Consider the following 21,746-nt stretch of genomic DNA (forward strand, 5'->3'; position numbering starts at 1 on the left):
TGGAAGGCGCCGTCATGGGCGGTCTGCGGGGTGCGTCGGACATGCGCGCCAACTTACTACGTCAGGGCCGCGCCTTCCGTGACCGGCGCGGCGCGGATCAGAACCAGTTCACCGGGTTGAGCTTCTCGCCCAGCCAGGTGGCACCGTCGCTGACCGCCTGGCCGACATCGCCGGCCACGTCGGCGACGAACTCGACTCCGTCGCCGATCGCGTCGGCGGCGACGTCGACCGCATCGCCCACGGTGTCGGCGGCATCGCTCACCACCTGGCCCGCGCCCTCGACGAAGCCAGCCACGGCATCGAGCGGCGCGTCGAGACCGGTGGCATCGCCGATGTCACGCAGCAGGCCGCCGCCGGCATTGGCGAGGTTCTGCGTGGTGTCGCCGACCAGGCCGAGCGCACCGTCGGCCAGGCTGCCGACGGTGTCGATCGCGAAGTCGGCCACGTCGCCCAGCGCCTGCGCGGTTCCGTCGACGGCATCGCCCTGGAGGAACTCCTGGCCCGCCTGGGACAGCCCGTCGATCATTTCGGCGCCGTTGCCGCGCAGCTCGCCGAACAGCTCTTGGCCCTGGCGGAGGACGCTGCCGAGCTGGTTGAGGTTGTATTCGCCGGCGCGCTCGAGGCCGTCCACGGCGATGTTGCCGGCGACGCTGATGCCGGCGTCGAGCACGTCGCCGCCCGCGTCGAGCAGGCCGTCCACCGCCCAGCCCAGCGCGGGCTCGCCGCCGGCGGTCAGCACGCGGTTGGCCAGGTCGCCCAGGCCGTTCAGCCCGCCGTTGACCGCGCTGCCGGCCTGTTCGGACAGGGTCGGGCGGGTGGCGGGATCGTAGGCGGTGTTCTGGCTCAGCGCGTCGACGTAGGAGGCGCCATCGCCGCCGCCGCCGTGCAGGGCGGCCAGGTCGCCCAGTCCGCCCATGCCCGCGGGCGGGTCGATGCGCAGTTCGTGGCCGACGGCGTTGGGGGGCGACATGTTCAGCAGCGGGATCAGCGGCACGTCCTGCTGCGCGGCGTTGAGCGGATCGCCGTTGACGATGTAGCGGCGCAACTGGCCGCTGTCGGCGGCATCGTCGCGCACGGCGTTGGGGTTGAAGCCCAGCGATTCCAGGGTCTGGTCGCTGATGCCGGCCGCATTGAAGGTCACGCCCGGGATGCCGGTCGCCAGCGATGCCGCGGAGGCGAGGCCGCCACCGAGCGAATGCCCGGTGAACGCCACGTTGCCCTCGCCGAAGGCGCGCTGCGCGGCCTCGGCCAGGGCCACCGCGTCGCGGTACTGGCCGGTCTCGAAGCCCAGGCCCTGCAGGCCGTTGTCGTCGGCGTCGCCGGACGGCGCCAGGCCCCAGTCGTCGGTGCCGCGATAGGCGACCACGTACTGGCCCTGCTCGTTCTGGTAGATCGCGGCGTCGAAGCCCTCGGCGGTGCTCAGGAGTGCCGGATCGATCGGGATCTCGTTGCCGGCGGCATCGACCAGGGCGCTGCCGTCGGCGCTGGGCTCGAGCCGCTGCCAGCCCGCGTCCTGCAGCGCCTGTTCGGTCTGCGGGTTGTCGGCGGCATAGACATCGTTGGCCATCATCGCCAGCTGCAGGTCGAGGTCGGGCTGCGGCTGGGTGCCGGCGACCTGGCTGGCGAAGCTGCCGTCGCCGCGCGGCCAGGAGTTGGCCACCAGCATCAGCAAGGGTTGCGGCTGCAGCGACTGGGTGAAACGGTCGTCGATGCGCGCCTGCTGGGGGACCGACAGCTGGCTGGCGATGGACAGGCTCATGGGCCGACTCCGGATCTGGATGCCCCCAGCCTAGCCAGGGCCGCGCGAGTCGCCAGCTGGGAGCGACCCTAGGCACCCCCTCCTGTAGGAGCGGCTACAGCCGCGATCAATGCCATGGCGATGCCGCAGCTCCTGATCGCGGCTATAGCCGCTCCTACAGGGGAAGGCGGGCAGGTGAAGGTGGGCAGGTGAAGGTGGGCAGAAGAAGGGGGGGCTCAGTCGGCCGGGACGGTGCGGCCGCGGGCCCAGCTGCGGAGGGTGTCGACCTGCTCGGCCATCACCACCGACAGCGGGCGGGTGCGCTTGAGTTCGGCGCGCAGCAGGAAGTCGCCGAGCGGCGTGCCGGCGGCATGCGCGGCATACAGGCCCGAGACGATGGCCTGCTCGATCTCGGCGCCGGAGAAGCCGTCGGCCGCCGCCGCCAGGCCGTCGAGGTCGAAGCCACCGGGCTCCAGGCCGCGCCGGCGCAGGTGCAGGGCGAACAGCTCGGCGCGCGTAGCGGCATCGGGCAGGTCGACGAAGAAGATCTCGTCGAAGCGGCCCTTGCGCAGCAGTTCCGCCGGCAGCTCCTGCACCTGGTTGGCGGTGGCGACCAGGAACACGTGGGCCTTGCGCTCGGCCATCCAGGTCAGCAGGTAGCCGAGCACGCGCCGCGACACGCCGCCGTCGCCATCGCCGCTGGAGGAGGCCAGGCCCTTCTCGATCTCGTCGATCCACAGCACGCAGGGCGCGAGCTGCTCGGTGGATTCGAGTGCCGTGCGCAGGTTCTTCTCGGTCTCGCCGTGGAACTTGTCGTACAGCGTGCCGAAGTCCAGCCGCACCAGCGGCACGCCGAAGCCGCCGGCGATCGACTTCGCCAGCAGTGATTTGCCGCAGCCCTGCACGCCCAGCAGCAGCACGCCCTTGGGCGGGTCCAGCCCGGGCGGCGCGCGGCCGGAGGTGAACACCGCGCGCCGCTGCTCGATCCAGCGCTTCAGCGCACGGGCACCGGCGACGTCGGAGAAGCGCGCCGTGTCGTATTCGTAATGCAGGTGGCCGCTGCGGTTGAGCAGCTCGAACTTCAGCTGCGCCAGCCGCGGCAGGTCGTCATGGCCGAGCGCGCCGTCGCCGAAGATCAGCTGGCGCGCGATGCGCCGCGCGTCCGGCAGCGACAGGCCCTGGAGGTTGCGCACGATCAGCGTCACCGCCTCGGCATCGGCCTCGACGCGGCGGCCGCCATGCTCGGCCTGGTAGCGCGTGGCTTCCTCGCGGACCATCTTCAACAGCGCGTTCGCGTCGGGCAGCCGGGTGCGGAAGCGCACCGCCTTGGCCTCGAGCTCGCCCGGCAGCTCGACCTTGTGGCCCACCAGCACCAGCACGTGCGGCTGGCAGCCGCGGCGCTGGATGATGTCGCGCAGCATGCGCTGGGTGCCGGCATAGCCCAGGTAGGGGTGGAAATCGAGCAGCAGGTAGACGCCGCGCTGCCCGGCGGCGTGGATCCCGCGCAGCGTGCTGGTGGCGTCGGGCGCGTCCTCGGCCGGGTCCTCGCCGTCGAGGTCGATGCGGCGCAGGCCCTCGGTGATCGTCCAGCGGTACAGCGCGCGCCAGACATGCAGCAGCGACTGGCGGAACAGCTCGACCACCCGCGGTTCGTCCGGGGTCTCGATGATGATCAGGGGGGTGTCTGCGCGGATCAGCGCGGCCAGGTCCTGCAGGTCACTCATCGGTCGCGTGCACGTGTCGGGAGAGCGGGCATTCTATGTGCGCCAGGTCGGCCGGGGCGGTGTACCCTCGACTGCGAACACGGGCGGGCGTGACCGGAGAGCGGATGAAGACGGTGCTGGTGGCCAGTTCCAAGGGCGGTGCGGGCAAGACCACGATCGCCACCCATCTCGCCGCGCATGCGGCCCTGGATGGCCTGCACACGGTCCTCGTCGACGCCGATCCACAGCAGTCCTCCACGCGCTGGGCCGAACGCCGCGCCGGGCTCGAAGCGGCGGTGCTCCCGGTCTCCGGCGCGCGCCGCGCGAAGGCGGTCTGGAAGTCCCTGCCCGACGACACCCAGCGCGTGGTCGTCGATGCGCCGGCCGGCGCCATGGCCGAGGACCTCGACACCTGGCTCGAACACGCCGATGCGGTGGTGGTGCCGGTGCAGCCCTCGGCGCTCGACCTCGACGCCACCGTGCACTTCCTCAACACGCTCGCGCAGCACCCGCGCGTGCGCCGCGGCGAGCTGCGCGTCGGCCTGGTGGCCAACCGCATGAAGCCCTGGACGAATGCCTCGCAGGCCACGCTCGACCTGCTCGGCCAATGGCCCTACCCGGTGGTCGCGACGCTGCGCGACAGCCAGGCCTATGTGCTGCTGGTGGGCCTGGGCCGCAGCCTGTTCGACTACCGTTCGGCCCAGGTCCGCGACCATCAGGCGGACTGGGCCCCGCTGCTGAAATGGCTGGGCAAGCCCTGAGCGGCGGGCCCGGCAAGGAGAACGACATCATGGCCATCGATACCCGGGACATCCTGCTGCTGCGCCACGCCCATGCCGAAGCGGCCGGGCCGGGGCAGGCCGACCTCGACCGGCCGCTGTCGCCGGAGGGCCAGGCCGAGGCCGAGGCCGCCGGGCGCTGGCTGCTCGAGCACCACCTGCTGCCGGACCTGGTGCTGTGCTCGCCGGCGCGACGGACGCGCGAGACGCTGGAAGCCGTGCTCGCGGTGATCGGCTATGTCGACCAGCGCCTGGAGCCCGCGATCTACGAGGCCACGCCCGGCACCCTGGCGGCCCTGGCCGATGGCCATCGCGACCTCGGCCGGCTGATGCTGGTCGGCCACAACCCGGGCCTCGAACGGCTGGCGGCGCTGCTCCACAGCGGCCAGTCGGGCGACTACCGCGGGATGCCGCCGGGCTCGATCGTGCACCTGCGGCTGCCGGCGGCGGTCGAGGTGGAACCCGGCGGCGCCAGCCTCGCCGACTTCTGGTGGCCGTGAGCCGTGCCTCCTGCGTCCCGGCATGCCTGTCCCTCGTCGCGCTCGTCCTGGGCGCAGCGCCGGTCCGGGCAAGCGGCATCGATGCCGCCGCGTCGCAGGTGGGCTTCCAGCTGGTCACCCGCTGGGGCGAGGTGATCGACGGCCGGTTCCCGGTCTTTGACGGAGAGGTGTCGCGGCTGCCGGATGGCCGCCAGCAGGTGCGGCTGTCGCTGTCGGCGGCCGACGTGGAGATCCTCGACAGCGCGCGCCGCACCCAGATGACCCGCGGCGCCGGCTTCTTCGACGCCAGGCGCTATCCCTGGATCACCTTCCTGTCGGATCCCTTCGAACCGGAGCTGCTCGCGCGCGGCGGCCAGCTGCCGGGCCTGCTCAGCATCCGCGATGTGGAGCGGCGCGAGGCGTTCACGGTCGCCGCCTCCGCGTGCGCGCGACCGGCCCGCGACTGCCCGGTGCGCGCGGCGGGCATGGTCGACCGCGCGGCGTACGGCATCAACCGCTGGCCGGTGGTGGTCGCGCGCAAGGTCCGCTTCGAGCTGCGCATCCTGGTGGAGGACCGCGAAGAGTGAAGCCGCTGCTGCGCATGCTGGTGCTGGCCTGGGCGCTGGCCGCGGGCGCCTGCGCCAGCCTCTCGCCGGAACAGGCCGCCGCCGCGTCGCGCATCGCGAAGCAGGCGCAGCCGGTGCTGGTGGACTGCGCGCGTGACGATGCCTGCGCATCGCCGTCCGCGCTGCGCGCGTTGGGCCGCGAGGCGCTGGCGGCCAGTACGCCGGCTGCGCCGCGCCACCACGCGCTGATCCTCGACTATGGCCAGGACGCCCTGCTGGCGCGGCTGAGCCTGATCCGCTCCGCGCAGCAGAGCGTGGACCTGCAGACCTACATCTTCGACGAGGACGACGCCGGCCACCTGTTCCTCGACGAGCTGCTGGCCGCCGCGCGCCGCGGGGTCAAGGTGCGGGTGCTGGTCGACCAGCTTTCGGCGCTGCGCGAGGTCGACACGCTGGCGGCGCTGGCCGGGGCGCACGCCAACTTCGAGCTGCGCATCTACAACCCGGTGCTCGGGCGCGCGCGCATCAGCTATCCGCAGTACGTGCTGGCGGCCGCATGCTGCTGGCGGCGGCTCAACCAGCGCATGCACAACAAGCTGCTGCTGGTCGACGGCCTGGTCGGCATCACCGGCGGCCGCAACTACCAGGACAGCTATTACGACTGGGACCCCGGGTACAACTTCCGCGACCGCGACCTGTTCCTGGCCGGCCCCGCGGTGGCCGACATGGCCGCGAGCTTCGAGCAGTACTGGAGCGCGCGCCTGACCCGGAGCCTGCCGGGCCTGGCCGACGTGGGCCGCCGGCTGCTGCGCGACGGCGTGCCCGCGCTGCCGCACACGCCCTTCGAACTGCCGGAGCGGGTGGAGCGCATCTCGCGCGACGCCGACGACCCCTGGCTGGTCGAGGCGCTGGCCGCGGAGTCGCTGCCGGTGGGCGTGGTCGACTTCATCTCCGATCCGCCGGAAAAGCACCGCGCCGATTACGAGGGCGTGGCGCCGTCGACGCGCGGCCTGCTCGACCTGATCGAGGGCGCGCGCAAGGAAGTGATCCTGCAGACGCCCTACCTGGTGCTGTCGCCGGGCGCCCAGGACCTGTTCGCCAGCCTGCACCAGCGCGAGGACGCCCCGCGGGTGCTGGTGTCGACCAACAGCCTGGCCGCGACCGACGCCTTCATCACCTACGCGCTGTCGTACAAGTACAAGCGCCGCCACCTGCGCGAGTTCGGCTTCGAGATCCACGAGTTCAAGCCCTTCCCGCAGGATGCGCCGATCGACGTCGAGGCGACCGGCACGGTGGACCTGGGCGATGGCCAGGCGCAGGCGCCGTCGGCGACGACGCTCTCCGACGGCTCCCGCGCACCACGCACGCGGCCGCTGGAACGCGAGTATTCCGCGCTGCGCTGGTCGGGCTTCTCGGCGCACGAGCGCGTGCCGCTGCAGCGCGGCGGCGTGCGCTTCGGCCTGCATTCGAAGTCGCTGGTGGTCGACGAGCGCGTCGGCGTGGTCGGCACGCACAACTTCGATCCGCGTGGCGACGACTACAACACCGAGAGCGCGGTGGTGATCGAGGACGGGGCGTTCGCGCGCGTGCTCGCCGACAGCATCCGCCGCGACATGGCGCCGGCCAATGCCTGGGTGATCGCGCCGCGCGACCGCCCGGTGGTCCTGTCGGGGCTCGACTACTCGCTGGGCAAGGTGTCCGAGTCGCTGCCGGTGTTCGACCTCTGGCCCACGCGCTACGCGACCAGCTACGAGTTCCGCCCCGGTCCCGGCTGTTCCGCGCCGCCGCCGCCGCGTGATCCCCGGTTCCGCGACTGCCACGAACCGGTGGGCGACTTCCCCGAAGTGCAGATCGGGCTCAAGGCGATCCTGACGCGCATCTTCACCGCCTTCGGCGCGGGCCTGGCCCCGATCCTCTGACGCCCTGACGACCGTTCGTCGGCCGGACCCTCCGGCACGGGCAGGCGTGACCTTTGACCTATTGCGGTAGATGTGTGGTGTGGTACTTTACCAACACACCAAGCCACACACCCCCCGATGGAGATCGCCATGTACCGCACCGACGCCAACGCCGCCCCGTCCGCCCGCGCCGCCGCCGCCGCCGCCGCCCGCCCGCTCGTCCACGCGCCGCGCTACCGCAGCCGCGACTTCGGCACCGGCTATGGCAGCAGCAGCGGCTACGCCGCCAGCCGCCGCTACACCCCGGGCAGCCAGCCGCTCACCCGCTTCCGTCTCGCCTGAACCGATTGACCCGGGGGGGACCCGGTCCTAGGCTGGCCCGCCCCCGGCGCCAGCCCGGGACACGGAGCCCGGCATGACCCCCCAAACCCCGATCTTCCGCCGCGGCCTCGACCTGGCCGCGCTCAACGCCCTCTCCAAGGGCACGGCGATCGAGGCGCTGGGCATCGAATTCCTGGCCATCGGCCATGACCACCTCGTCGCCGGCATGCCGGTGGACGCACGCACCCTGCAGCCCTACGGCCTGCTCCACGGCGGCGCCTCGGTGCTGCTGGCCGAGACCCTCGGCAGCAGCGCAGGCAACATGTGCGTGGCCGAAGGCGAGGTCTGCGTCGGCCTCGAGATCAACGCCAACCACGTGCGCGCCGTCCGCGAGGGCCGGGTGACCGGCACCGCCAGGCCGCTGCACCTCGGGCGCAGCACCCAGGTGTGGGAGATCCGCATCGAGGACGCGCGCGGCCGACTGGCCTGCATCTCGCGCATCACCCTCGCGGTGGTTCCCGCGGCCTGAGCGCTCGCGCCGCTACCGGCGCGCGATCCCCATCCGGTATCGTTCGCGCATGCGTTCCCCCATCGTCCTCACCGCGCCCGCCGGAGGCCGCCTGGCGCGCGCGGGCCGCTATGCCCTGCGCGTGCCGATGCTGCTCTGGCATGTCTTCATCCACCTCCCGCTGGTGATGCTCGGCCTGGCCCTGCCCAGCGAGCGGATCACGCTGGGCGGCCGGGACCTGCGCAGCCGGATCGTGCAGTTCTGGCAGGGCGGGCTGATGCGCGTCTTCGGCATGCGCATGCGGCGCGTCGGCACGCCGCTGCCCGGCGCGACCCTGTTCGTCGCCAACCATGTCAGCTGGATGGACATCTCGGCGCTGCACAGCCAGCGCATGATGGGCTTCGTCGCCAAGCAGGAAATCGAGGGCTGGCCGGTGGTGGGCCGGATGGCCCGCCGCGGCGACACGATCTTCCACCAGCGCGGCAGCCAGGAATCGCTGGGCGGCGTGCTGGAGGCGATGCGCCTGCGGCTGGGCGAGGGGCGCTCGGTGGGCGTGTTCCCCGAGGGCCGCACCCGCGACGGCGACGAGGTCGGGCCGTTCCACGCGCGCATCTTCACCGCCGCGGTCGAGGCCGGGGTGCCGGTGCAGCCGGTGGCGCTGCGCTACGGGGCCGCCGGCGAAGGCCAGCGCGCGGTGGCGTTCCAGACGCGCGAGAACTTCCTGCAGAACTTCCTGCGCCTGCTCGGCGAGCCGCCGCGCACGGTCGACGTGGTCTTCCTCGAACCGGTGCTGCCGGGCGCGGCCGAGGGCCGGGCGGGGATCGCGAAGCTGGCCCGCGAGCGCATCGTCGAGGCGCTGCGCGCGCCGTGAACGCCGCCGCGGCCAGCGGCTACCGTCCGCCGCGCTGGCTGCGCAACCCGCACCTGCAGTCGGTGCTGGCGGGCAGCCCGCCGCGGCGCCGGCGCGGACTGGCCGCGCTGGGGCAGGCCGGCGCGCAGACCCGCCCGGTCATCGTCGACGGCGGCGACGGCGTGCGCCTGCTCGGCCTGCACACGGCGCGCCCGGGCGCGGAGCCGCGGGGCATGGCCCTGCTGCTGCACGGCTGGGAAGGCAGCGCGGAGTCGGCCTACGTCTGCCTGGCGGCGGCGGGCTTCCTGGCCCGGGGCTGGGACGTGTTCCGCCTGAACTTTCGCGACCACGGCGGCAGCCACCACCTCAATCCCGACATCTTCCACTCCGCGCGCATCGACGAAGTGGTGCACGCCGCAAGCGATGTCGCCCGGCGCATGCCGCGGCCGAGGCTGGTGGTGGCCGGCCATTCCCTCGGCGGCAATTTCGCCCTGCGCCTGGCGCTGCGCGCGCCGGCCGCCGGCCTGCAGGTCGACGCCGTGGCCGCGGTCTGCCCGGTGCTGGACCCCGCGCGCACGATGGAGGCGATGGAGCGCGGGCTGCCGCTGTACCTGCGCCATTTCGAGCAGAGCTGGCGGCGTTCGCTGGTGCGCAAGCGCGAGCTGTTTCCCGAGCGCGTGGGCTTCGACGACCGCGTGCTGCGCCTCCGCATGCGCGCGCTCACCGAATGGCTGGTGCTTCGGCACACCGACTTCGGCAGCCTCGACGCCTACTTCGACCGCTACTCGATCGCCGGCGACCGCCTGGCAGGCCTCGCCGTGCCGGCCTCCATCCTGACCAGCGCGGACGACCCGGTGATCCCGGTCGACGACTTCGCGCGCCTCTCGCTGCCGCACCTCGCCAGCCTCGAGATCGCCCGCTGGGGCGGGCACTGCGGCTTCCTCGAAGGCCCGCGGCTGGAGGGCTATGCCGAGCGCTGGGTGGTCGATCGCCTGGCGGGCGCGGATTAGGCGCGGGCTACAATCGAGGTTTTCCGCGCCCAGCGCCTGCAGGAACCCACTCGATGCACGACCAGATCCTCGACGCGCTGCGCCGCGGCGACACCGCCGCCGCCGTTGACGCCGCCCGCCGCCTTGCCGGCAGCGCGCCGGACGATGCCCAGGCCCAGCGCCTGCTCGCCCTGGCCCTGCGCAGCAGCGGCGACGATACGGGCGCCCGCGCGGCCATCGAGCGCGCGATGGTGCTGGCGCCCGACGACGCCGCCCTGCACCTCGAGCACGCCGGGCTGCTGCTGGGCCAGCGCGACGTGGAGGGCGCGGCGCGCTCGCTGGACGCCACCATCGGCAACAACCCGAACGCGTTCGGCGCCTACATCGTGCAGGCCCAGCTGGCCATGGGCCGCAACGACCTGGACGAGGCCGAGCGCCTGGCGCGGCTCGCCGCCCGCGTCTCGCCGGACGATCCGGCCCTGCAGGGCGTGACCGGCACGCTGGCGCTGCGCCGTGGCCGCGTCGACGAGGCCCTGGCCCTGCTGTCCGACTCGGTGAAGCGCGCGCCCGACGATGTGGTTGCGCTGCACGCGCTGGGCATCGCGCACATGACGAAGGGCCACTTCGCGTTCGCCGAACAGGCCTTCCGCAGCCTGCTCGAGCACGCGCCGGCGGCCGGCATGGTGCGGCTGCTGATCGCGGAGCTGCTGCAGCGCCAGGGCCGCACGGCCGAGGCGGCCGACGAGCTCGCGACCCTGGTGTCCGACCCGGCGCTGGCCACCGCCGAACTGCGCCGGCACGCCGGCGAGCTGCAGCTGGCCGCGGGCCGGCCCGAGCGCGGGCTGGAATTGCTGCGCGCGGCGCTGGCCGCCGACCCGCGCGACGGGCGCACGCTGTCCGCGATCATGGCGGCCTGGGCCCGCCTGGGCGCCATCGACGACGCCCGTCGCACGCTGGACGCCGCGCTCGCCACCACGCCCGACAGCGACGACCTGTGGCGCGCGCGCCTGATGTTCGAATGGCGCGACACGCGGGTCTCGTCCGGGCTGGTCGAACGCTGGCGCTCGATCATGCCGGACTCGCTGGAGGCGCTCGACGCCGCGCTGGCCCTGCGCATCCGCGAAGGCCGCCAGGACGAGGCCGATTCGGTTGCGCGCGCGCTGCTGGAACGCGCGCCCGGCCACATGCGCGCCGAGCTGCAGCTCGCCGACAGCCTGCTGGAGCGTGATCCGGCCGAGGCCGCCCGACGCCTGGACGCACTGCTGGCCCGGGCCGACACGCCGGGCGACCACGCGCTGCTGGGCCAGCGCCTGGGCGTCGCCCACCACCACGCCGGCGACCGCAAGGCCGCGCTGGCCTGCTGGGAGCGGCTCAATGCGCGCCAGGCGTCGGAGCGCGTGCCGCTGCCGACCCTGTCGCCGGCGCGCGACGCGTGGCCGGAGCAGGCCGCGGCCGACCCCGCCGCCTCGCAGGTGGTCTTCCTCGCCGGTCTTCCCGGCAGTCCGGTCGAACGCGTGGCCGACCTGCTGGCCGGCGCCGTGCCCGCGTTCCGCCCGGACCGCTTCGGCGCCCGGCCACCGTCGGACGCCTTGCAGAACATCGCCACCCCGGTCGCGATCGCCAAGGGCGCCGTGGCGCCGGCCGCGGTCGCCGCCTCGTGGCGCGGTGCGCTGCCCGCGCGCGGCGTGGACGGCGCGGTGATCGACTGGCTGCTGTGGTGGGACAACGCCTATGCCGCGGTGCTGCGCGAGGCGCTGCCCGAGGCGCGGCTGCTGGCGGTGATCCGCGATCCTCGCGACATGCTGCTGAACTGGCTGGCGTTCGGATCCTCGACGCCGTTCGCCCTGGCGTCGCCGCAGGTCGCGGCGGAATGGCTGGCCGGGGCGCTCGCGCAGCTGGCCGACCTGCACGAGCAGGACCTGGTGCCGCACCACCTGCTGCGCCTGGACGAGGTCAGCGAGGACCCGGTGGCGATCGTGGCGCGCCTGCGCGACGCCCTGGGACTCGAATTGTCCGAGCCGCCGCCCGGCTACTTCGGTGCCGCGCGCTTCCCGGCTGGCGGCTGGCGCGACTATGCCGGCCTGCTGGCGGGGCCGTTCGCCACCCTGGCCCCGGTGGCCCGCCGCCTGGGCTACCCCGACGCCTGACCACGAGGAGCACGACCATGCACATCAGCAGCGCAAGCTTCGGCCACGGCCAACCGATCCCGGCGGAGTTCGCCCTCGGCGCGCCCGGCGGCTTCGGCGGCAACCGCAATCCGCAGCTGTCCTGGGGCGGCGCGCCGGACGGCACGCGTTCGTTCGCGCTGCTGTGCATCGACACCGACGCGCCCACCGATCCCGCGCTGGTCGCCAACGACCAGGTCGCGATTCCGGTCGCGCATCCGCGCGGCGACTTCGTGCACTGGGCGATGGTCGACATCCCGCCGCAGGTCACCGCGGTCCCCGCCGGCAGCTGCAGCGATGGCGTCACCCGCGGCGGCAAGCGCACGCCGCCCGGCCCGGACGGCGCACGCCAGGGCCTCAACGACTACACCGGCTGGTTCGCCGGCGATGCAGACATGGGCGGCGACTGGGCGGGTTACGACGGCCCGTATCCGCCGGCGCACGACCTGCGCGAGCACCGCTACTTCTTCCGGGTGTTCGCGCTGGACGTGGCGCGCCTGGAGCTGCCGGAACGGTTCACCGCCGGCGACGTGCTGCGCGCGATCCAGGGCCACGTGCTGGCCGAGGCCGCGACCTGGGGCAGCTACAGCCTGCACGCCTGACCCGCGCCCACACCCGGACGCCTATGGGAGCAGCTACAGCTGCGACCGCGACGGACCCCGCCTATTCGGCGGCAGCCACCTGCTCCTGCTCGACCACCATGTCGAGCACGTGCACCACGGCCGATGCGTCGGCCGGCACGTCCTTGCGCGGGTAGCGGTCCAGGCGCAGCACCGTGCGCACGCCGGGCGTGTGCGCGAAGCCCTCGATCTCTTCGTACATCGGCCCCCATTCGCCGCTGTCCTGCCTGATCCCGCCGTCGTCGTAGCGGATCGCGCGCACCTGCAGGCAGCGGTGGCCGGGCATCAGCGGATGGTGGCAGTCGACGCGCTCGGCGGCGACTTCAAGGAAGACGCGCTCGGGTTCGGCGCCGTGGCGGGTGCGCGCGGTCGGCGCGCCGATGAAGACCAGGCGGTCGCCCAGGCCATTGGTCAACGCAAGCCGCGGCGGCGCGCCATCGTCCAGCGCGAGCGCATGGCTGCCCGACAGGCGCGTGTGGGCTTCGCGCTCCATCGCCATCAGTGGCTCGGCACAGGCCATTTCGGTGCTCATCATCGTGCCGACCGCGATGGTGTCGGCGCCGAGGTTGAAGTCGCCGCCCATGCGGTTGCAGGCGTTGGAGATCGAGACCCGGCCATCGCTGAAGTCGAGCTGCAGCGCGGCGTCGGTGTTGGCGAACAGGGCGTCGATGCGGCTGCCATCGGCGGCGGTCGCGGCGTCGAGCTGCCAGTGGTAGGCGCCGAGCGTGGCCGCGAGGTCGGGAGCGGGCGTCGTGCCCGGCGCCGCCGGGGCCGTGGCCGGCGCGGGCGTCGCGATGGTCGCGGCGTCGTCGGTGCCGGGCGAACAGGCCGCCAGCACGAGGGGCAGGACGAGTGCGAGCAGTGGCTTCATGGCGTGGCTCCGGGGCAGGGACCTGGGTCAACGCGCGAGGCGCGGGAACGGGGTTGCGTGGGCCTCAATCGCCGGCGGGCAGCCACAGCAGCAGGGCCGCGCCCAGCAGGATCCGGTACACCGCGAACCCGGTGAACCGGTGGTGCTCGATGTAGCCGAGCAGCCATTTGACCACCAGGAAGCCGGTGATCGTGGCCGCCGCGAAGGCGATGGCGACGTCGGCCCAGGCTTCGCCGCCCAGCCCGCCGTCCATTGCCAGCTCGAGGAAGGTCCAGGCGCTGGCCGCGAACATGGTCGGGATGCCGACCAGGAACACGAACTCGGCCGCCGCGGTGCGCCGGCTGAGGCCGGCGAGCATGGCGATGAAGATCGCCGCCGCCGAGCGCGAAGTACCCGGGAAGACACCCGCCACCACCTGGGCCAGGCCGACGAGTACCGCGATCGTCCAGGTCACGCTGGTGCCGTCCGGACTGCGGCGCTCGGCCACGCGCTCGGCCACGATCATCCAGACGCCGCCGATGACCAGCGCCCAGGCGATGGGGGTCACCGTCTCCGGAAGCTCCCAGCCCATCAGGCGCACCGGCAGGCCGACCAGGGCGGTGACCAGGAAGGCGACCGCGAGCTTCATGGCGTAGTCGCGGTTACGCGCCTCGCCCAGGCCGGTGGCCAGCGACACCAGGCGCTCGCGGAACACCAGGGTGATCGCCAGGATCGCGCCGGCCTGGATCACGATGTTGAAGAAGTCCGAGCGCGCGCCCAGCCAGTGCTGGGCGATCAGCAGGTGGCCGGTGCTGGAGATCGGCAGGAACTCGGTCAGGCCTTCGAGGATGCCCAGGAGCAGGGCGGCCAGCGGGTCGGTCATCGGTGGGTCCGTGGTGGAGGCGCGGGTGGTGCCGGTGCGCGGCGCCGGAAGCGCGGCAGCATAGCGGATCGAGGTTGCATCATTCGGGTGCAATCATTAGAAATGGTGCACCTTTCTGGTGCTTTGTCCCGCCCGTATTCTTGCTGGCCCGAGTTGAATCAAAGGTTTGCGACTGGCATGGCGCTTGCGTCCTTCCGTCCGACCTGCCCGGAAGCCCGGGCCTACCAGCCACCATCCCAGCGGAGCCCCCATGTCCTTCGAGACCGTCGAAAAGCTGATCACCGACCACCGCGTCGAATTCATCGACCTGCGCTTTGCCGACATGCGCGGCGTGCAGCACCACGTGACCTATCCGAAGTCGATCATCGAGCCCGGCCTGTTCGAGGACGGCAAGATGTTCGACGGCTCGTCGATCGGCGGCTGGCGCGGCATCCAGAACTCGGACATGGTCCTGCTGCCCGACCCGGACACCGCCTTCCTCGACCCGTTCACCGCCGACCCGACCCTGGTCCTGACCTGCGACGTGCTGGATCCGGCCACGATGCAGGCCTACAACCGCGATCCGCGCGGCATCGCCCGCCGCGCCGAGGCCTACCTCAAGGCCAGCGGCATCGCCGAGCAGGCCTTCTTCGGCCCCGAGCCGGAGTTCTTCATCTTCGACTCGGTGCGCTACGCCAACGAGATGGGCCACACCTTCTTCCACATCGACTCGGAAGAAGCGGCGTGGAACTCCGGCCGCGAATACGCCGGCGGCAACACCGGCTACCGTCCGGGCGTCAAGGGCGGCTACTTCCCGGTGGCGCCGCTGGATTCGCTGCACGACCTCCGCGCCGAGATGTGCAAGACGCTCGAGCAGGTCGGCATCGAGGTCGAGGTGCACCACCACGAGGTGGCCAACGCCGGCCAGTGCGAGATCGGCACCAAGTTCAGCTCGCTGGTGCAGAAGGCCGACGAACTGCTGACGATGAAGTACATCGTGAAGAACGTCGCGCACCGCAACGGCAAGACCGCCACCTTCATGCCCAAGCCCATCGTCGGCGACAACGGCAGCGGCATGCACGTGCACCAGTCGCTGGCCAAGGGCGGCGTGAACCTGTTCACCGGCGACGGCTACGGCGGCCTGAGCCAGACCGCGCTGTGGTACATCGGCGGCGTGTTCAAGCATGCGCGCGCGATCAACGCCTTCGCCAACTCCAGCACCAACAGCTACAAGCGCCTGGTGCCGGGCTTCGAGGCGCCGGTGATGCTGGCCTACTCGGCGTCGAACCGCTCGGCGTCCTGCCGCATCCCCTACGTGTCCAACCCGAAGGCGCGCCGCGTGGAGTTCCGCTTCCCGGATCCGATGAACTCGGGCTACCTGATCTTCACCGCGCTGATGATGGCGGGGCTGGACGGCATCAAGAACCAGATCGACCCGGGCGGCCCCAGCGACAAGGATCTCTACGACCTGCCGCCGGAAGAGGCCAAGGGCATCCCGACCGTCTGCCACTCGCTCGACCAGGCGCTGGAAGCGCTCGACGCCGACCGCGAGTTCCTCAAGGCCGGCGGCGTGATGAGCGACGACTTCATCGACGCCTACATCGCGCTGAAGATGAAGGAAGTCACCGCCTTCCGCGGCGCGGTGCATCCGCTGGAATACCAGATGTACTACGCCATCTGACGCGCCCGCCGGTGCGGCTGCAGCGCCGCTCCTTCCCGGAGCGGCCGCGTCCGCACTTGCGTCGCGCGGGCGCGCCGGGTGCAATGCGATGCATGAAGAAGCTTGCCGCCGTCGCGCTCTGCGTTGCACTCCTCTCCGCCTGCGTCCACCAGGCGCCACGCAACCCGATGGCGACCTGGGTGCCGTCGCCCAACTTCGACGAACGGCGCCCCGTCGTCATCGTGCTTCATTACACCGAGCAGGATTCGGTCGAGCAGAGCCTGCACACCCTGCGCACGCGCAACAGCGGCGGGCCGGTCAGTTCGCATTACCTGGTCGGCGACGACGGCGCGATCTACCAGCTGGTTGCCGACGGCCATCGCGCCTGGCATGCCGGTGGCGGTCGCTGGGGCACGATCACCGACCTCAACTCCGCCTCGATCGGCATCGAGATCGACAACAACGGCCGCGAGCCCTTCACCGAGCCGCAGGTGCAGGCGCTGCTGCGCCTGCTGGAGGACCTCACGGGGCGCCTGCGCATCCCGCCCAGCCACGTGATCGGGCACTCCGACCTGGCGCCTTCGCGCAAGATCGACCCGGGTCCGCTGTTTCCTTGGCGGCGCCTGGCCGAGGCGGGCTTCGGCATCTGGCCGGCCGACGACGCGCCCCCGGCGCCGGAAGGATTCGATGCCAGGCGCGCGCTGGAGCAGGTCGGTTACGACACCACCCACCGCGAGGCGACCATCCGTGCGTTCCGCCTCCGCTTCCGCGGCGATGCCGGCACCGTGCTGGACGCGGAAGACCTGCGGATCCTGCATGCGCTGACGCTGCCGGACCAGGTGGGGCTGCTGGTACCCGCGTCGCGCTGAAGCCCTGTTCGCCGGCCCGGCCTTGCACTAGATTGGTGCAATGACGCCTCGCCTCGACCCCGCGTTCGACCAGCTGAGCACCCCGATGTTCGCTGTCTCGCGCGCAGGCGTGGTCGAGGCCGGGAACGTGGCCAGCGGGCAGTGGCTCGGGGTCTCGCTCCGACGCCTGCCGGGCCTGCCCGTGGCGGCGCTGGAAGTCGAGGGCGAGGCACTGGCCGCGGCGGTGGCGGTCGCGCCCTCCGGCGTCATCCGCCTCCCGCGCCTCGCCCTGTCGTATCCCGGAGCGGCCCCGCGCTTCGCCGAGGCCTGGCTGACGCCGCGCGATGGCGGCGGCTGGCTGCTCGAGCTGCACCCGGTCGATGAATTCCCCGGCGGCGACCCGCTGGCGGCGCTGCCGCTCGCGCTGTCGGCGGCGCTCAAGGGCCTCGCCCACGAGCTGCGCAACCCGCTGGCGGGCCTCAAGGGCGCGGCGCAGCTGCTCGGTCGGCGGATCCCCGGGGACGACGCCTCGGCGCGGGAGCTGCTGGAACTCATCGATTCCGAGGTGGGCCGCCTGGCGCAGCTGGTCGAGCGCCTGCTCGATCCGGCGCCGCCCACGCCGCACGCGCCGCTCAACGTCCATGCCGTGCTCGAGCGCGTGCTGCGCCTGGCCGAGGCCGACGCCGGCTGGGCGGTGAAGCTGGTGCGCGACTACGACCCCAGCCTGCCCGAGCTCGATGGCGATCCGGACCGCCTGGTGCAGGCGGTCTGGAACCTGGTGCGCAATGCCCTCGAGGCCGGCTCCGGCGAGGTGGTGCTGCGCACCCGCGCCGAGCGTGGCGTGCGCATCGGCAGCGAGCTGCACGCGCTGGCGCTGCGCCTGGACATCGTCGACGACGGACGCGGCGTGCCCGACGAGCTGGCCGGGCAGGTCTTCGTCCCGCTGGTCTCCGGGCGCGCCGACGGCAGCGGCCTCGGCCTGGCGATGGCGCAGCAGGTGGCGCGCGAGCACCGCGGCAGCATCGCCTTCCGTTCGCGGCCCGGGCATACGGTGTTCACCCTGCTGCTGCCGTATGCGGCGGTGGCCGCGGGCGATGCGCCTGCCGACGCCGATGCCGGCACGCGGAGCATTGGCGTGGAGGAGGCGGGCCATGCCCGGCGCTGAAGGCGCCCGCGTCTGGGTCGTCGACGACGACCGCGCGGTGCGCTTCGTACTCGCCACCGCGCTGCGCGACGCGGGCTACACGGTCACCGGCTTCGAAACGGCGGCCGACGTGCTCGCCACCCTCGACCGCGGCGGTCCGCGTCCGCAGCTGCTGTTCACCGACGTGCGCATGCCCGGCCAGGACGGCCTGGCGCTGCTCGACGCGCTCAAGCGCCGCCTGCCGTCGCTGCCGGTGGTGGTGATGAGCGCGCACACCGACGTGGCCAGCACCGCCGGTGCGTTCCGCGGCGGCGCGCAGGAGTTCCTGTCCAAGCCCTTCGACCTCGACGACGCCGTCGCGCTGGCCGCGCGCGCGCTGGGCGACGCGCGCGGCGATGCCGCGCGCACGGCCGGCGCGGACGCCGACGGCACCGCGGACCCCGCAGGCGCGTCGGACGATGCCCTCGTCGGTGACGCGCCGGCGATGCAGCAGCTGTTCCGCGCCATCGGCCGCCTGGCGCAGGCGCCGCTGTCGGTGCTGGTCACCGGCGAGACCGGCACCGGCAAGGAGCTGGTGGCGCGCGCGCTGCACCGCGAGTCGCCGCGCGCGCGCGCGCCGTTCGTCGCGCTCAACACCGCCGCCATTCCGTCCGAGCTGCTGGAAAGCGAGCTGTTCGGCCACGAGGCCGGCGCCTTCACCGGCGCCCGGCGCCGCCACGTCGGCCGCTTCGAGCAGGCCCACGGCGGCACGCTGTTCCTGGACGAGATCGGCGACATGCCGCTGGCGCTGCAGACGCGGCTGCTGCGGGTGCTGGCCGAGGGCGAGTTCTTCCGCGTGGGTGGGCGCGAGCTGATCCGGGTCGACGTGCGGGTGATCGCGGCGACCCACCAGGACCTCGAGGCGAAGGTGCGCGAGGGCGGCTTCCGCGCCGACCTGCTGCACCGCCTCGACGTGGTGCGCCTGTGCCTGCCGTCGCTGCGCGAGCGCCGCGGCGACATTCCCCGCCTGGCCGAGCGCTTCCTGCAGCGCGCGGCCGCGCGCTTCCAGGCGCCCGCCAAGCGCCTGTCCCGCGAGGCGCTGGCACGACTGCAGGCCCACGACTGGCCAGGCAACGTGCGCGAGCTCGAGAACCTGTGCTGGCGCCTGGCCGCACTGGCGCCGGGTGACGTGGTCGAAGGCGAGGACCTGCGCGAGGCCTGGGGCGTGGCCGACGCGGCCGCGCGCCCCGACGCTGCGGATGCGGCGGGCGGGCACGAGGCCCGCTGGGAGTCGGGCCTGCGCGACTGGGCGATGGCCAGGCTGGCCGCCGAGGCCGAGGGCATCCACGCCGAGGCCCGCGAGCGTCTCGACCGGGTGCTGCTGGAGGCCGCCCTCGCGCACACCGGGCAGCACCGCGGCGACGCCGCCGCGCGACTGGGCCTCGGTCGCAACACCCTGACCCGCAAGCTCGGCGCGCGGCGCCCCAGGCCGTGACTCACGCATCGCGAACCTCCGCGCCGCTAGCCTTGGCGTTTTCCCGGATCCGATCGGAAGGCATGCGACGCATCCCAGCCGCCCTCGCCGCCAGCGTCCTGCTGGCGGCCTGCGCCAGCACCCCGCCCACGTCCCGTGAGCCCGCGGCCACGCCGCCGCCACCGCCGCGCGTGGACGCCGGCACCGCCACCTCCGCGCGTGCGAACCTGGCCGCGGCCTCGGCGACCCTGGCCAGCGGGCGGATCGACCTGCGCGCGGTCGACGGCGGCGTGCGCCTGGCCGGCGAGGTCGGCGGCCTCAGCCGCCACGGCGCGCATGTGCTGCAGGTGCACGCACGCGGCGACTGCAGCGCGATCGACGCCTCCAGCGCCGGACCCTATTTCGACGCCAGCGGCCGCGGCGCGCCCGACGGCGGCAGCGACCGGATCGTCGCCGACGCCGGCGGCGTGGCCCGGGTCGACCAGCTGGTGCCGGGCGCCGTGCTGGGCGGCGGCGCGGCCAACGACATCGTCGGGCGGTCGCTCGTCGTGCTTGGATCCACCACCGGTGCGACCGGTGCGCGGATCGCCTGTGGCGTCATCACCCTTGCGCCTGAAGGCGCGCCCTAGGAAGGAGTCCCACCCATGCGCACCATCCCCATGACCCTGCTGGCCGCCTCGATGGCCCTTGCCCTTGCGGCCTGCGGCGATCGCCAGGACGACGCCGGCGCCTCGACGATGCCGTCGACCGATGCCGCCACGGCCGCCGGCGCGGTCACCGCTCCGGCGGACGCCACCCAGGCACCCGGCGCGGCCGACATGACCACCACCCCCGCGCCGCACACGGTCGCGGTGCTTTCGGCCACCGAGGGCAATTCGGTCACCGGCGAGCTCGCCTTCGAGGCGGTGGACGGCGGCGTGGCCATCACCGGCCAGGTCAACGGGCTGACGCCCGGCAGCGAGCACGGCTTCCACGTCCACGAGACCGGCGACTGCAGCGCGCCGGACGGCAGCAGCGCCGGCGGCCACTTCAACCCGGCGGGCGCGGCGCATGGCCGCGTGGGTGCGGGCGAACACCACGTGGGCGACAGCGACAACATCACCGCCGACGACACCGGCGTGGCGGTCGTGAACGCACGACTCGAGGGCGCGACCCTGGCGGACGGCGCGCCGTCCGACGTGCTCGGCCGCGGCGTGATCGTGCATGCCGACGCCGACGACTACGCGACCCAGCCCACCGGCAACGCGGGCGCGCGCCTGGCCTGCGGCGTGATCAGCCAGGCGGGTGCGCAGGCGCGGTAAGCGCGCTCAGGGCGCGGGCGGGGCGGCGAGTTCCGCCCGCGCATCATCCCGGCAGTGGATGAACTCCACCGCCAGTCCATGTGCGCGCAGCAGGCTGGCAAGCTGGCGCTGGCGGGCCTCGAAGTGGGCGTAGAGACGCGCGATGCGCTCCACCGATTCCGCGTCGGCGTCCGCGCCGGCGTCCACGCCGGGCAGGGCGGCCCGGTAATGCGATCGCCACGCCGCGGGCGCGAACAGCGCCATGCGCACCTGGCCCTTGCCCGCGTAGTGCAGCAGCGGTTCCGGCGGCGCATCCAGCCACGCCTCGCGCGTCGGTGACAGCAGGGCGGTCTCGAGCAGCGGCCAGAGTTCCGCCAGGCCTGCATGTTCGTACTGCATCGCGGTCATCGCGCAGAGGTCGTGCACGGTCAGGTAGCGCGCGTGCTCCACCTGGATGCCAAAGGCCTCCTGCGCGGCGAGCGCGGTGGCCGCGCCGGCCATGCCTTCCTCCACCAGGTCCGCCTCGAGCCGCGCCGACACGGCGGCGACCGTGGCCGGATCACCATCGAGCACGAAGGGCAGCAGGCGCAGCGGGCCGCCGGCGTACTCGGGCGATGGCGAGAGCGCGCCCGGCAGCCGGCCCTCATGGCTGCCGAAGGCGAGGACGCGGGCGCCGCCGCCGGGGGCGCGCGGCGCCTTGGCGGCCAGCTGCCAGAGTTCCTGGTGCAGCGGCCAGCCCGGCCGCAGCAGTTCCACCGGATCGAAGTGGGCGGCCACCAGGCTGCAGTCCAGGCGGGCGGCCTCGGGTGCGAACGCGGCGAGATCGGTGGCGACCAGCGCGGCCAGCGCTCCGGCCTCGGCCTGGGGGAGCGCGTCGCGCCCGCTGCTGCTGCCCGGCGACAGTTCGAGCGCCAGCGCGCCGAGCACGCGCGCGGGTCCCTGCTGGTTGGCGATGGTCTGGTTCATTGGCCCTGCGCGTGAGCGGCGCTAAACTCCGATCCATTATGCCTGCCACGGTCGGCGGGCTGCCTGC

General features: G+C 73.2%; 21 protein-coding genes. 16 read left to right on the forward strand and 5 right to left on the reverse strand.

The window, feature by feature from the left end:
• Window positions 1-97 precede the first annotated feature (97 nt).
• Window positions 98-1,759, reverse strand: a complete 1,662-nt coding sequence (locus JG616_RS10775; RefSeq protein ID WP_199392569.1) for a DUF2974 domain-containing protein — start codon at window positions 1,757-1,759, stop codon at window positions 98-100.
• 215 nt (window positions 1,760-1,974) lie between these two features.
• Window positions 1,975-3,462, reverse strand: a complete 1,488-nt coding sequence (locus JG616_RS10780; protein WP_199392570.1) for an AAA family ATPase — start codon at window positions 3,460-3,462, stop codon at window positions 1,975-1,977.
• A 104-nt stretch (window positions 3,463-3,566) separates the two neighbouring features.
• On the opposite strand from JG616_RS10780, the gene JG616_RS10785 reads away from it, so the two are divergent.
• The 10 genes from JG616_RS10785 to JG616_RS10830 all read left to right on the forward strand — a co-directional run bounded on the left by JG616_RS10785 (window position 3,567) and on the right by JG616_RS10830 (window position 12,598).
• Window positions 3,567-4,202: a ParA family protein gene (locus JG616_RS10785; RefSeq protein WP_199363008.1), complete on the forward strand. Its 636-nt coding sequence runs from the start codon at window positions 3,567-3,569 to the stop codon at window positions 4,200-4,202.
• A 29-nt stretch (window positions 4,203-4,231) separates the two neighbouring features.
• Window positions 4,232-4,720: a histidine phosphatase family protein gene (locus JG616_RS10790; RefSeq protein ID WP_199363007.1), complete on the forward strand. Its 489-nt coding sequence runs from the start codon at window positions 4,232-4,234 to the stop codon at window positions 4,718-4,720.
• Window positions 4,717-5,286 carry a YceI family protein gene (locus tag JG616_RS10795; RefSeq protein ID WP_199392571.1) on the forward strand — a complete coding sequence of 190 codons (570 nt, stop codon included), beginning with the start codon at window positions 4,717-4,719 and terminating at the stop codon, window positions 5,284-5,286. Before JG616_RS10790 ends, JG616_RS10795 begins: the two co-directional genes overlap by 4 nt.
• On the forward strand, window positions 5,283-7,184 hold the full coding sequence (locus JG616_RS10800) for a phospholipase D family protein (protein ID WP_199392572.1): 1,902 nt from the start codon (window positions 5,283-5,285) through the stop codon (window positions 7,182-7,184). Before JG616_RS10795 ends, JG616_RS10800 begins: the two co-directional genes overlap by 4 nt.
• Window positions 7,185-7,313: 129 nt before the next feature.
• Entirely contained in the window at window positions 7,314-7,505 is a 192-nt protein-coding gene (locus JG616_RS10805) for a hypothetical protein (RefSeq protein ID WP_199363004.1), read from the forward strand.
• A 73-nt stretch (window positions 7,506-7,578) separates the two neighbouring features.
• On the forward strand, window positions 7,579-8,013 hold the full coding sequence (locus JG616_RS10810) for a hotdog fold thioesterase (protein ID WP_199363003.1): 435 nt from the start codon (window positions 7,579-7,581) through the stop codon (window positions 8,011-8,013).
• A gap of 49 nt (window positions 8,014-8,062) precedes the next feature.
• Window positions 8,063-8,863: a lysophospholipid acyltransferase family protein gene (locus JG616_RS10815; RefSeq protein WP_199363002.1), complete on the forward strand. Its 801-nt coding sequence runs from the start codon at window positions 8,063-8,065 to the stop codon at window positions 8,861-8,863.
• Window positions 8,860-9,852 carry an alpha/beta fold hydrolase gene (locus JG616_RS10820; protein ID WP_199392573.1) on the forward strand — a complete coding sequence of 331 codons (993 nt, stop codon included), beginning with the start codon at window positions 8,860-8,862 and terminating at the stop codon, window positions 9,850-9,852. The genes JG616_RS10815 and JG616_RS10820 overlap by 4 nt, the downstream gene beginning before the upstream one ends.
• Before the next feature lie 53 nt (window positions 9,853-9,905).
• Window positions 9,906-11,978, forward strand: a complete 2,073-nt coding sequence (locus tag JG616_RS10825) for a tetratricopeptide repeat protein (protein WP_199363000.1) — start codon at window positions 9,906-9,908, stop codon at window positions 11,976-11,978.
• A 17-nt stretch (window positions 11,979-11,995) separates the two neighbouring features.
• The gene (locus tag JG616_RS10830) at window positions 11,996-12,598 is read left to right on the forward strand and encodes a YbhB/YbcL family Raf kinase inhibitor-like protein (RefSeq protein ID WP_199362999.1); all 603 of its coding nucleotides are present in this window, start codon (window positions 11,996-11,998) and stop codon (window positions 12,596-12,598) included.
• A gap of 61 nt (window positions 12,599-12,659) precedes the next feature.
• Here the strand turns inward: JG616_RS10830 and JG616_RS10835 are convergent, their stop codons facing one another.
• Window positions 12,660-13,487 (reverse strand): META and DUF4377 domain-containing protein, encoded by an 828-nt coding sequence (locus tag JG616_RS10835; protein ID WP_199362998.1) that lies wholly within the window; start codon window positions 13,485-13,487, stop codon window positions 12,660-12,662.
• Between the two features lie 64 nt (window positions 13,488-13,551).
• Entirely contained in the window at window positions 13,552-14,349 is a 798-nt protein-coding gene (locus JG616_RS10840) for an undecaprenyl-diphosphate phosphatase (protein WP_199392574.1), read from the reverse strand.
• A 250-nt stretch (window positions 14,350-14,599) separates the two neighbouring features.
• On the opposite strand from JG616_RS10840, the gene glnA reads away from it, so the two are divergent.
• The 6 genes from glnA to JG616_RS10870 all read left to right on the forward strand — a co-directional run bounded on the left by glnA (window position 14,600) and on the right by JG616_RS10870 (window position 20,734).
• Window positions 14,600-16,009 (forward strand): type I glutamate--ammonia ligase, encoded by a 1,410-nt coding sequence (gene glnA / locus JG616_RS10845; RefSeq protein WP_199362996.1) that lies wholly within the window; start codon window positions 14,600-14,602, stop codon window positions 16,007-16,009.
• A gap of 92 nt (window positions 16,010-16,101) precedes the next feature.
• Complete coding sequence (locus JG616_RS10850) at window positions 16,102-16,857, forward strand: N-acetylmuramoyl-L-alanine amidase (RefSeq protein WP_199392575.1); 756 nt, start codon at window positions 16,102-16,104, stop codon at window positions 16,855-16,857.
• A gap of 85 nt (window positions 16,858-16,942) precedes the next feature.
• A complete protein-coding gene (locus JG616_RS10855) occupies window positions 16,943-18,001 on the forward strand; it encodes an ATP-binding protein (protein ID WP_235973116.1) in 1,059 nt (352 codons plus the stop codon).
• A complete protein-coding gene (ntrC, locus tag JG616_RS10860; RefSeq protein ID WP_199392577.1) occupies window positions 17,988-19,454 on the forward strand; it encodes a nitrogen regulation protein NR(I) in 1,467 nt (488 codons plus the stop codon). The genes JG616_RS10855 and ntrC overlap by 14 nt, the downstream gene beginning before the upstream one ends.
• Before the next feature lie 62 nt (window positions 19,455-19,516).
• Window positions 19,517-20,062, forward strand: a complete 546-nt coding sequence (locus JG616_RS10865; RefSeq protein ID WP_199392578.1) for a superoxide dismutase family protein — start codon at window positions 19,517-19,519, stop codon at window positions 20,060-20,062.
• 15 nt (window positions 20,063-20,077) lie between these two features.
• Window positions 20,078-20,734, forward strand: a complete 657-nt coding sequence (locus JG616_RS10870) for a superoxide dismutase family protein (RefSeq protein ID WP_199392579.1) — start codon at window positions 20,078-20,080, stop codon at window positions 20,732-20,734.
• A 6-nt stretch (window positions 20,735-20,740) separates the two neighbouring features.
• Here JG616_RS10870 and JG616_RS10875 read toward each other — a convergent pair whose 3' ends face one another.
• Entirely contained in the window at window positions 20,741-21,679 is a 939-nt protein-coding gene (locus tag JG616_RS10875) for a hypothetical protein (protein ID WP_199392580.1), read from the reverse strand.
• Window positions 21,680-21,746: the final 67 nt, after the last annotated feature.

It is taken from the genome of Luteimonas sp. MC1895, from assembly GCF_016457215.1.
Lineage (GTDB): Bacteria > Pseudomonadota > Gammaproteobacteria > Xanthomonadales > Xanthomonadaceae > Luteimonas.

Excerpts from the sequence above, each read along its gene's own strand:
- JG616_RS10835 (WP_199362998.1), bottom strand. The coding sequence starts at position 13,487 with ATGAAGCCACTGCTCGCACTCGTCCTGCCCCTCGTGCTGGCGGCCTGT.
- JG616_RS10785 (WP_199363008.1), top strand. The coding sequence starts at position 3,567 with ATGAAGACGGTGCTGGTGGCCAGTTCCAAGGGCGGTGCGGGCAAGACC.
- JG616_RS10865 (WP_199392578.1), top strand. The coding sequence starts at position 19,517 with ATGCGACGCATCCCAGCCGCCCTCGCCGCCAGCGTCCTGCTGGCGGCC.
- JG616_RS10815 (WP_199363002.1), top strand. The coding sequence starts at position 8,063 with ATGCGTTCCCCCATCGTCCTCACCGCGCCCGCCGGAGGCCGCCTGGCG.
- JG616_RS10850 (WP_199392575.1), top strand. The coding sequence starts at position 16,102 with ATGAAGAAGCTTGCCGCCGTCGCGCTCTGCGTTGCACTCCTCTCCGCC.
- JG616_RS10840 (WP_199392574.1), bottom strand. The coding sequence starts at position 14,349 with ATGACCGACCCGCTGGCCGCCCTGCTCCTGGGCATCCTCGAAGGCCTG.
- JG616_RS10825 (WP_199363000.1), top strand. The coding sequence starts at position 9,906 with ATGCACGACCAGATCCTCGACGCGCTGCGCCGCGGCGACACCGCCGCC.
- glnA (WP_199362996.1), top strand. The coding sequence starts at position 14,600 with ATGTCCTTCGAGACCGTCGAAAAGCTGATCACCGACCACCGCGTCGAA.
- JG616_RS10830 (WP_199362999.1), top strand. The coding sequence starts at position 11,996 with ATGCACATCAGCAGCGCAAGCTTCGGCCACGGCCAACCGATCCCGGCG.
- JG616_RS10805 (WP_199363004.1), top strand. The coding sequence starts at position 7,314 with ATGTACCGCACCGACGCCAACGCCGCCCCGTCCGCCCGCGCCGCCGCC.
- JG616_RS10790 (WP_199363007.1), top strand. The coding sequence starts at position 4,232 with ATGGCCATCGATACCCGGGACATCCTGCTGCTGCGCCACGCCCATGCC.
- JG616_RS10775 (WP_199392569.1), bottom strand. The coding sequence starts at position 1,759 with ATGAGCCTGTCCATCGCCAGCCAGCTGTCGGTCCCCCAGCAGGCGCGC.
- ntrC (WP_199392577.1), top strand. The coding sequence starts at position 17,988 with ATGCCCGGCGCTGAAGGCGCCCGCGTCTGGGTCGTCGACGACGACCGC.
- JG616_RS10780 (WP_199392570.1), bottom strand. The coding sequence starts at position 3,462 with ATGAGTGACCTGCAGGACCTGGCCGCGCTGATCCGCGCAGACACCCCC.
- JG616_RS10875 (WP_199392580.1), bottom strand. The coding sequence starts at position 21,679 with ATGAACCAGACCATCGCCAACCAGCAGGGACCCGCGCGCGTGCTCGGC.
- JG616_RS10810 (WP_199363003.1), top strand. The coding sequence starts at position 7,579 with ATGACCCCCCAAACCCCGATCTTCCGCCGCGGCCTCGACCTGGCCGCG.
- JG616_RS10870 (WP_199392579.1), top strand. The coding sequence starts at position 20,078 with ATGCGCACCATCCCCATGACCCTGCTGGCCGCCTCGATGGCCCTTGCC.
- JG616_RS10855 (WP_235973116.1), top strand. The coding sequence starts at position 16,943 with ATGTTCGCTGTCTCGCGCGCAGGCGTGGTCGAGGCCGGGAACGTGGCC.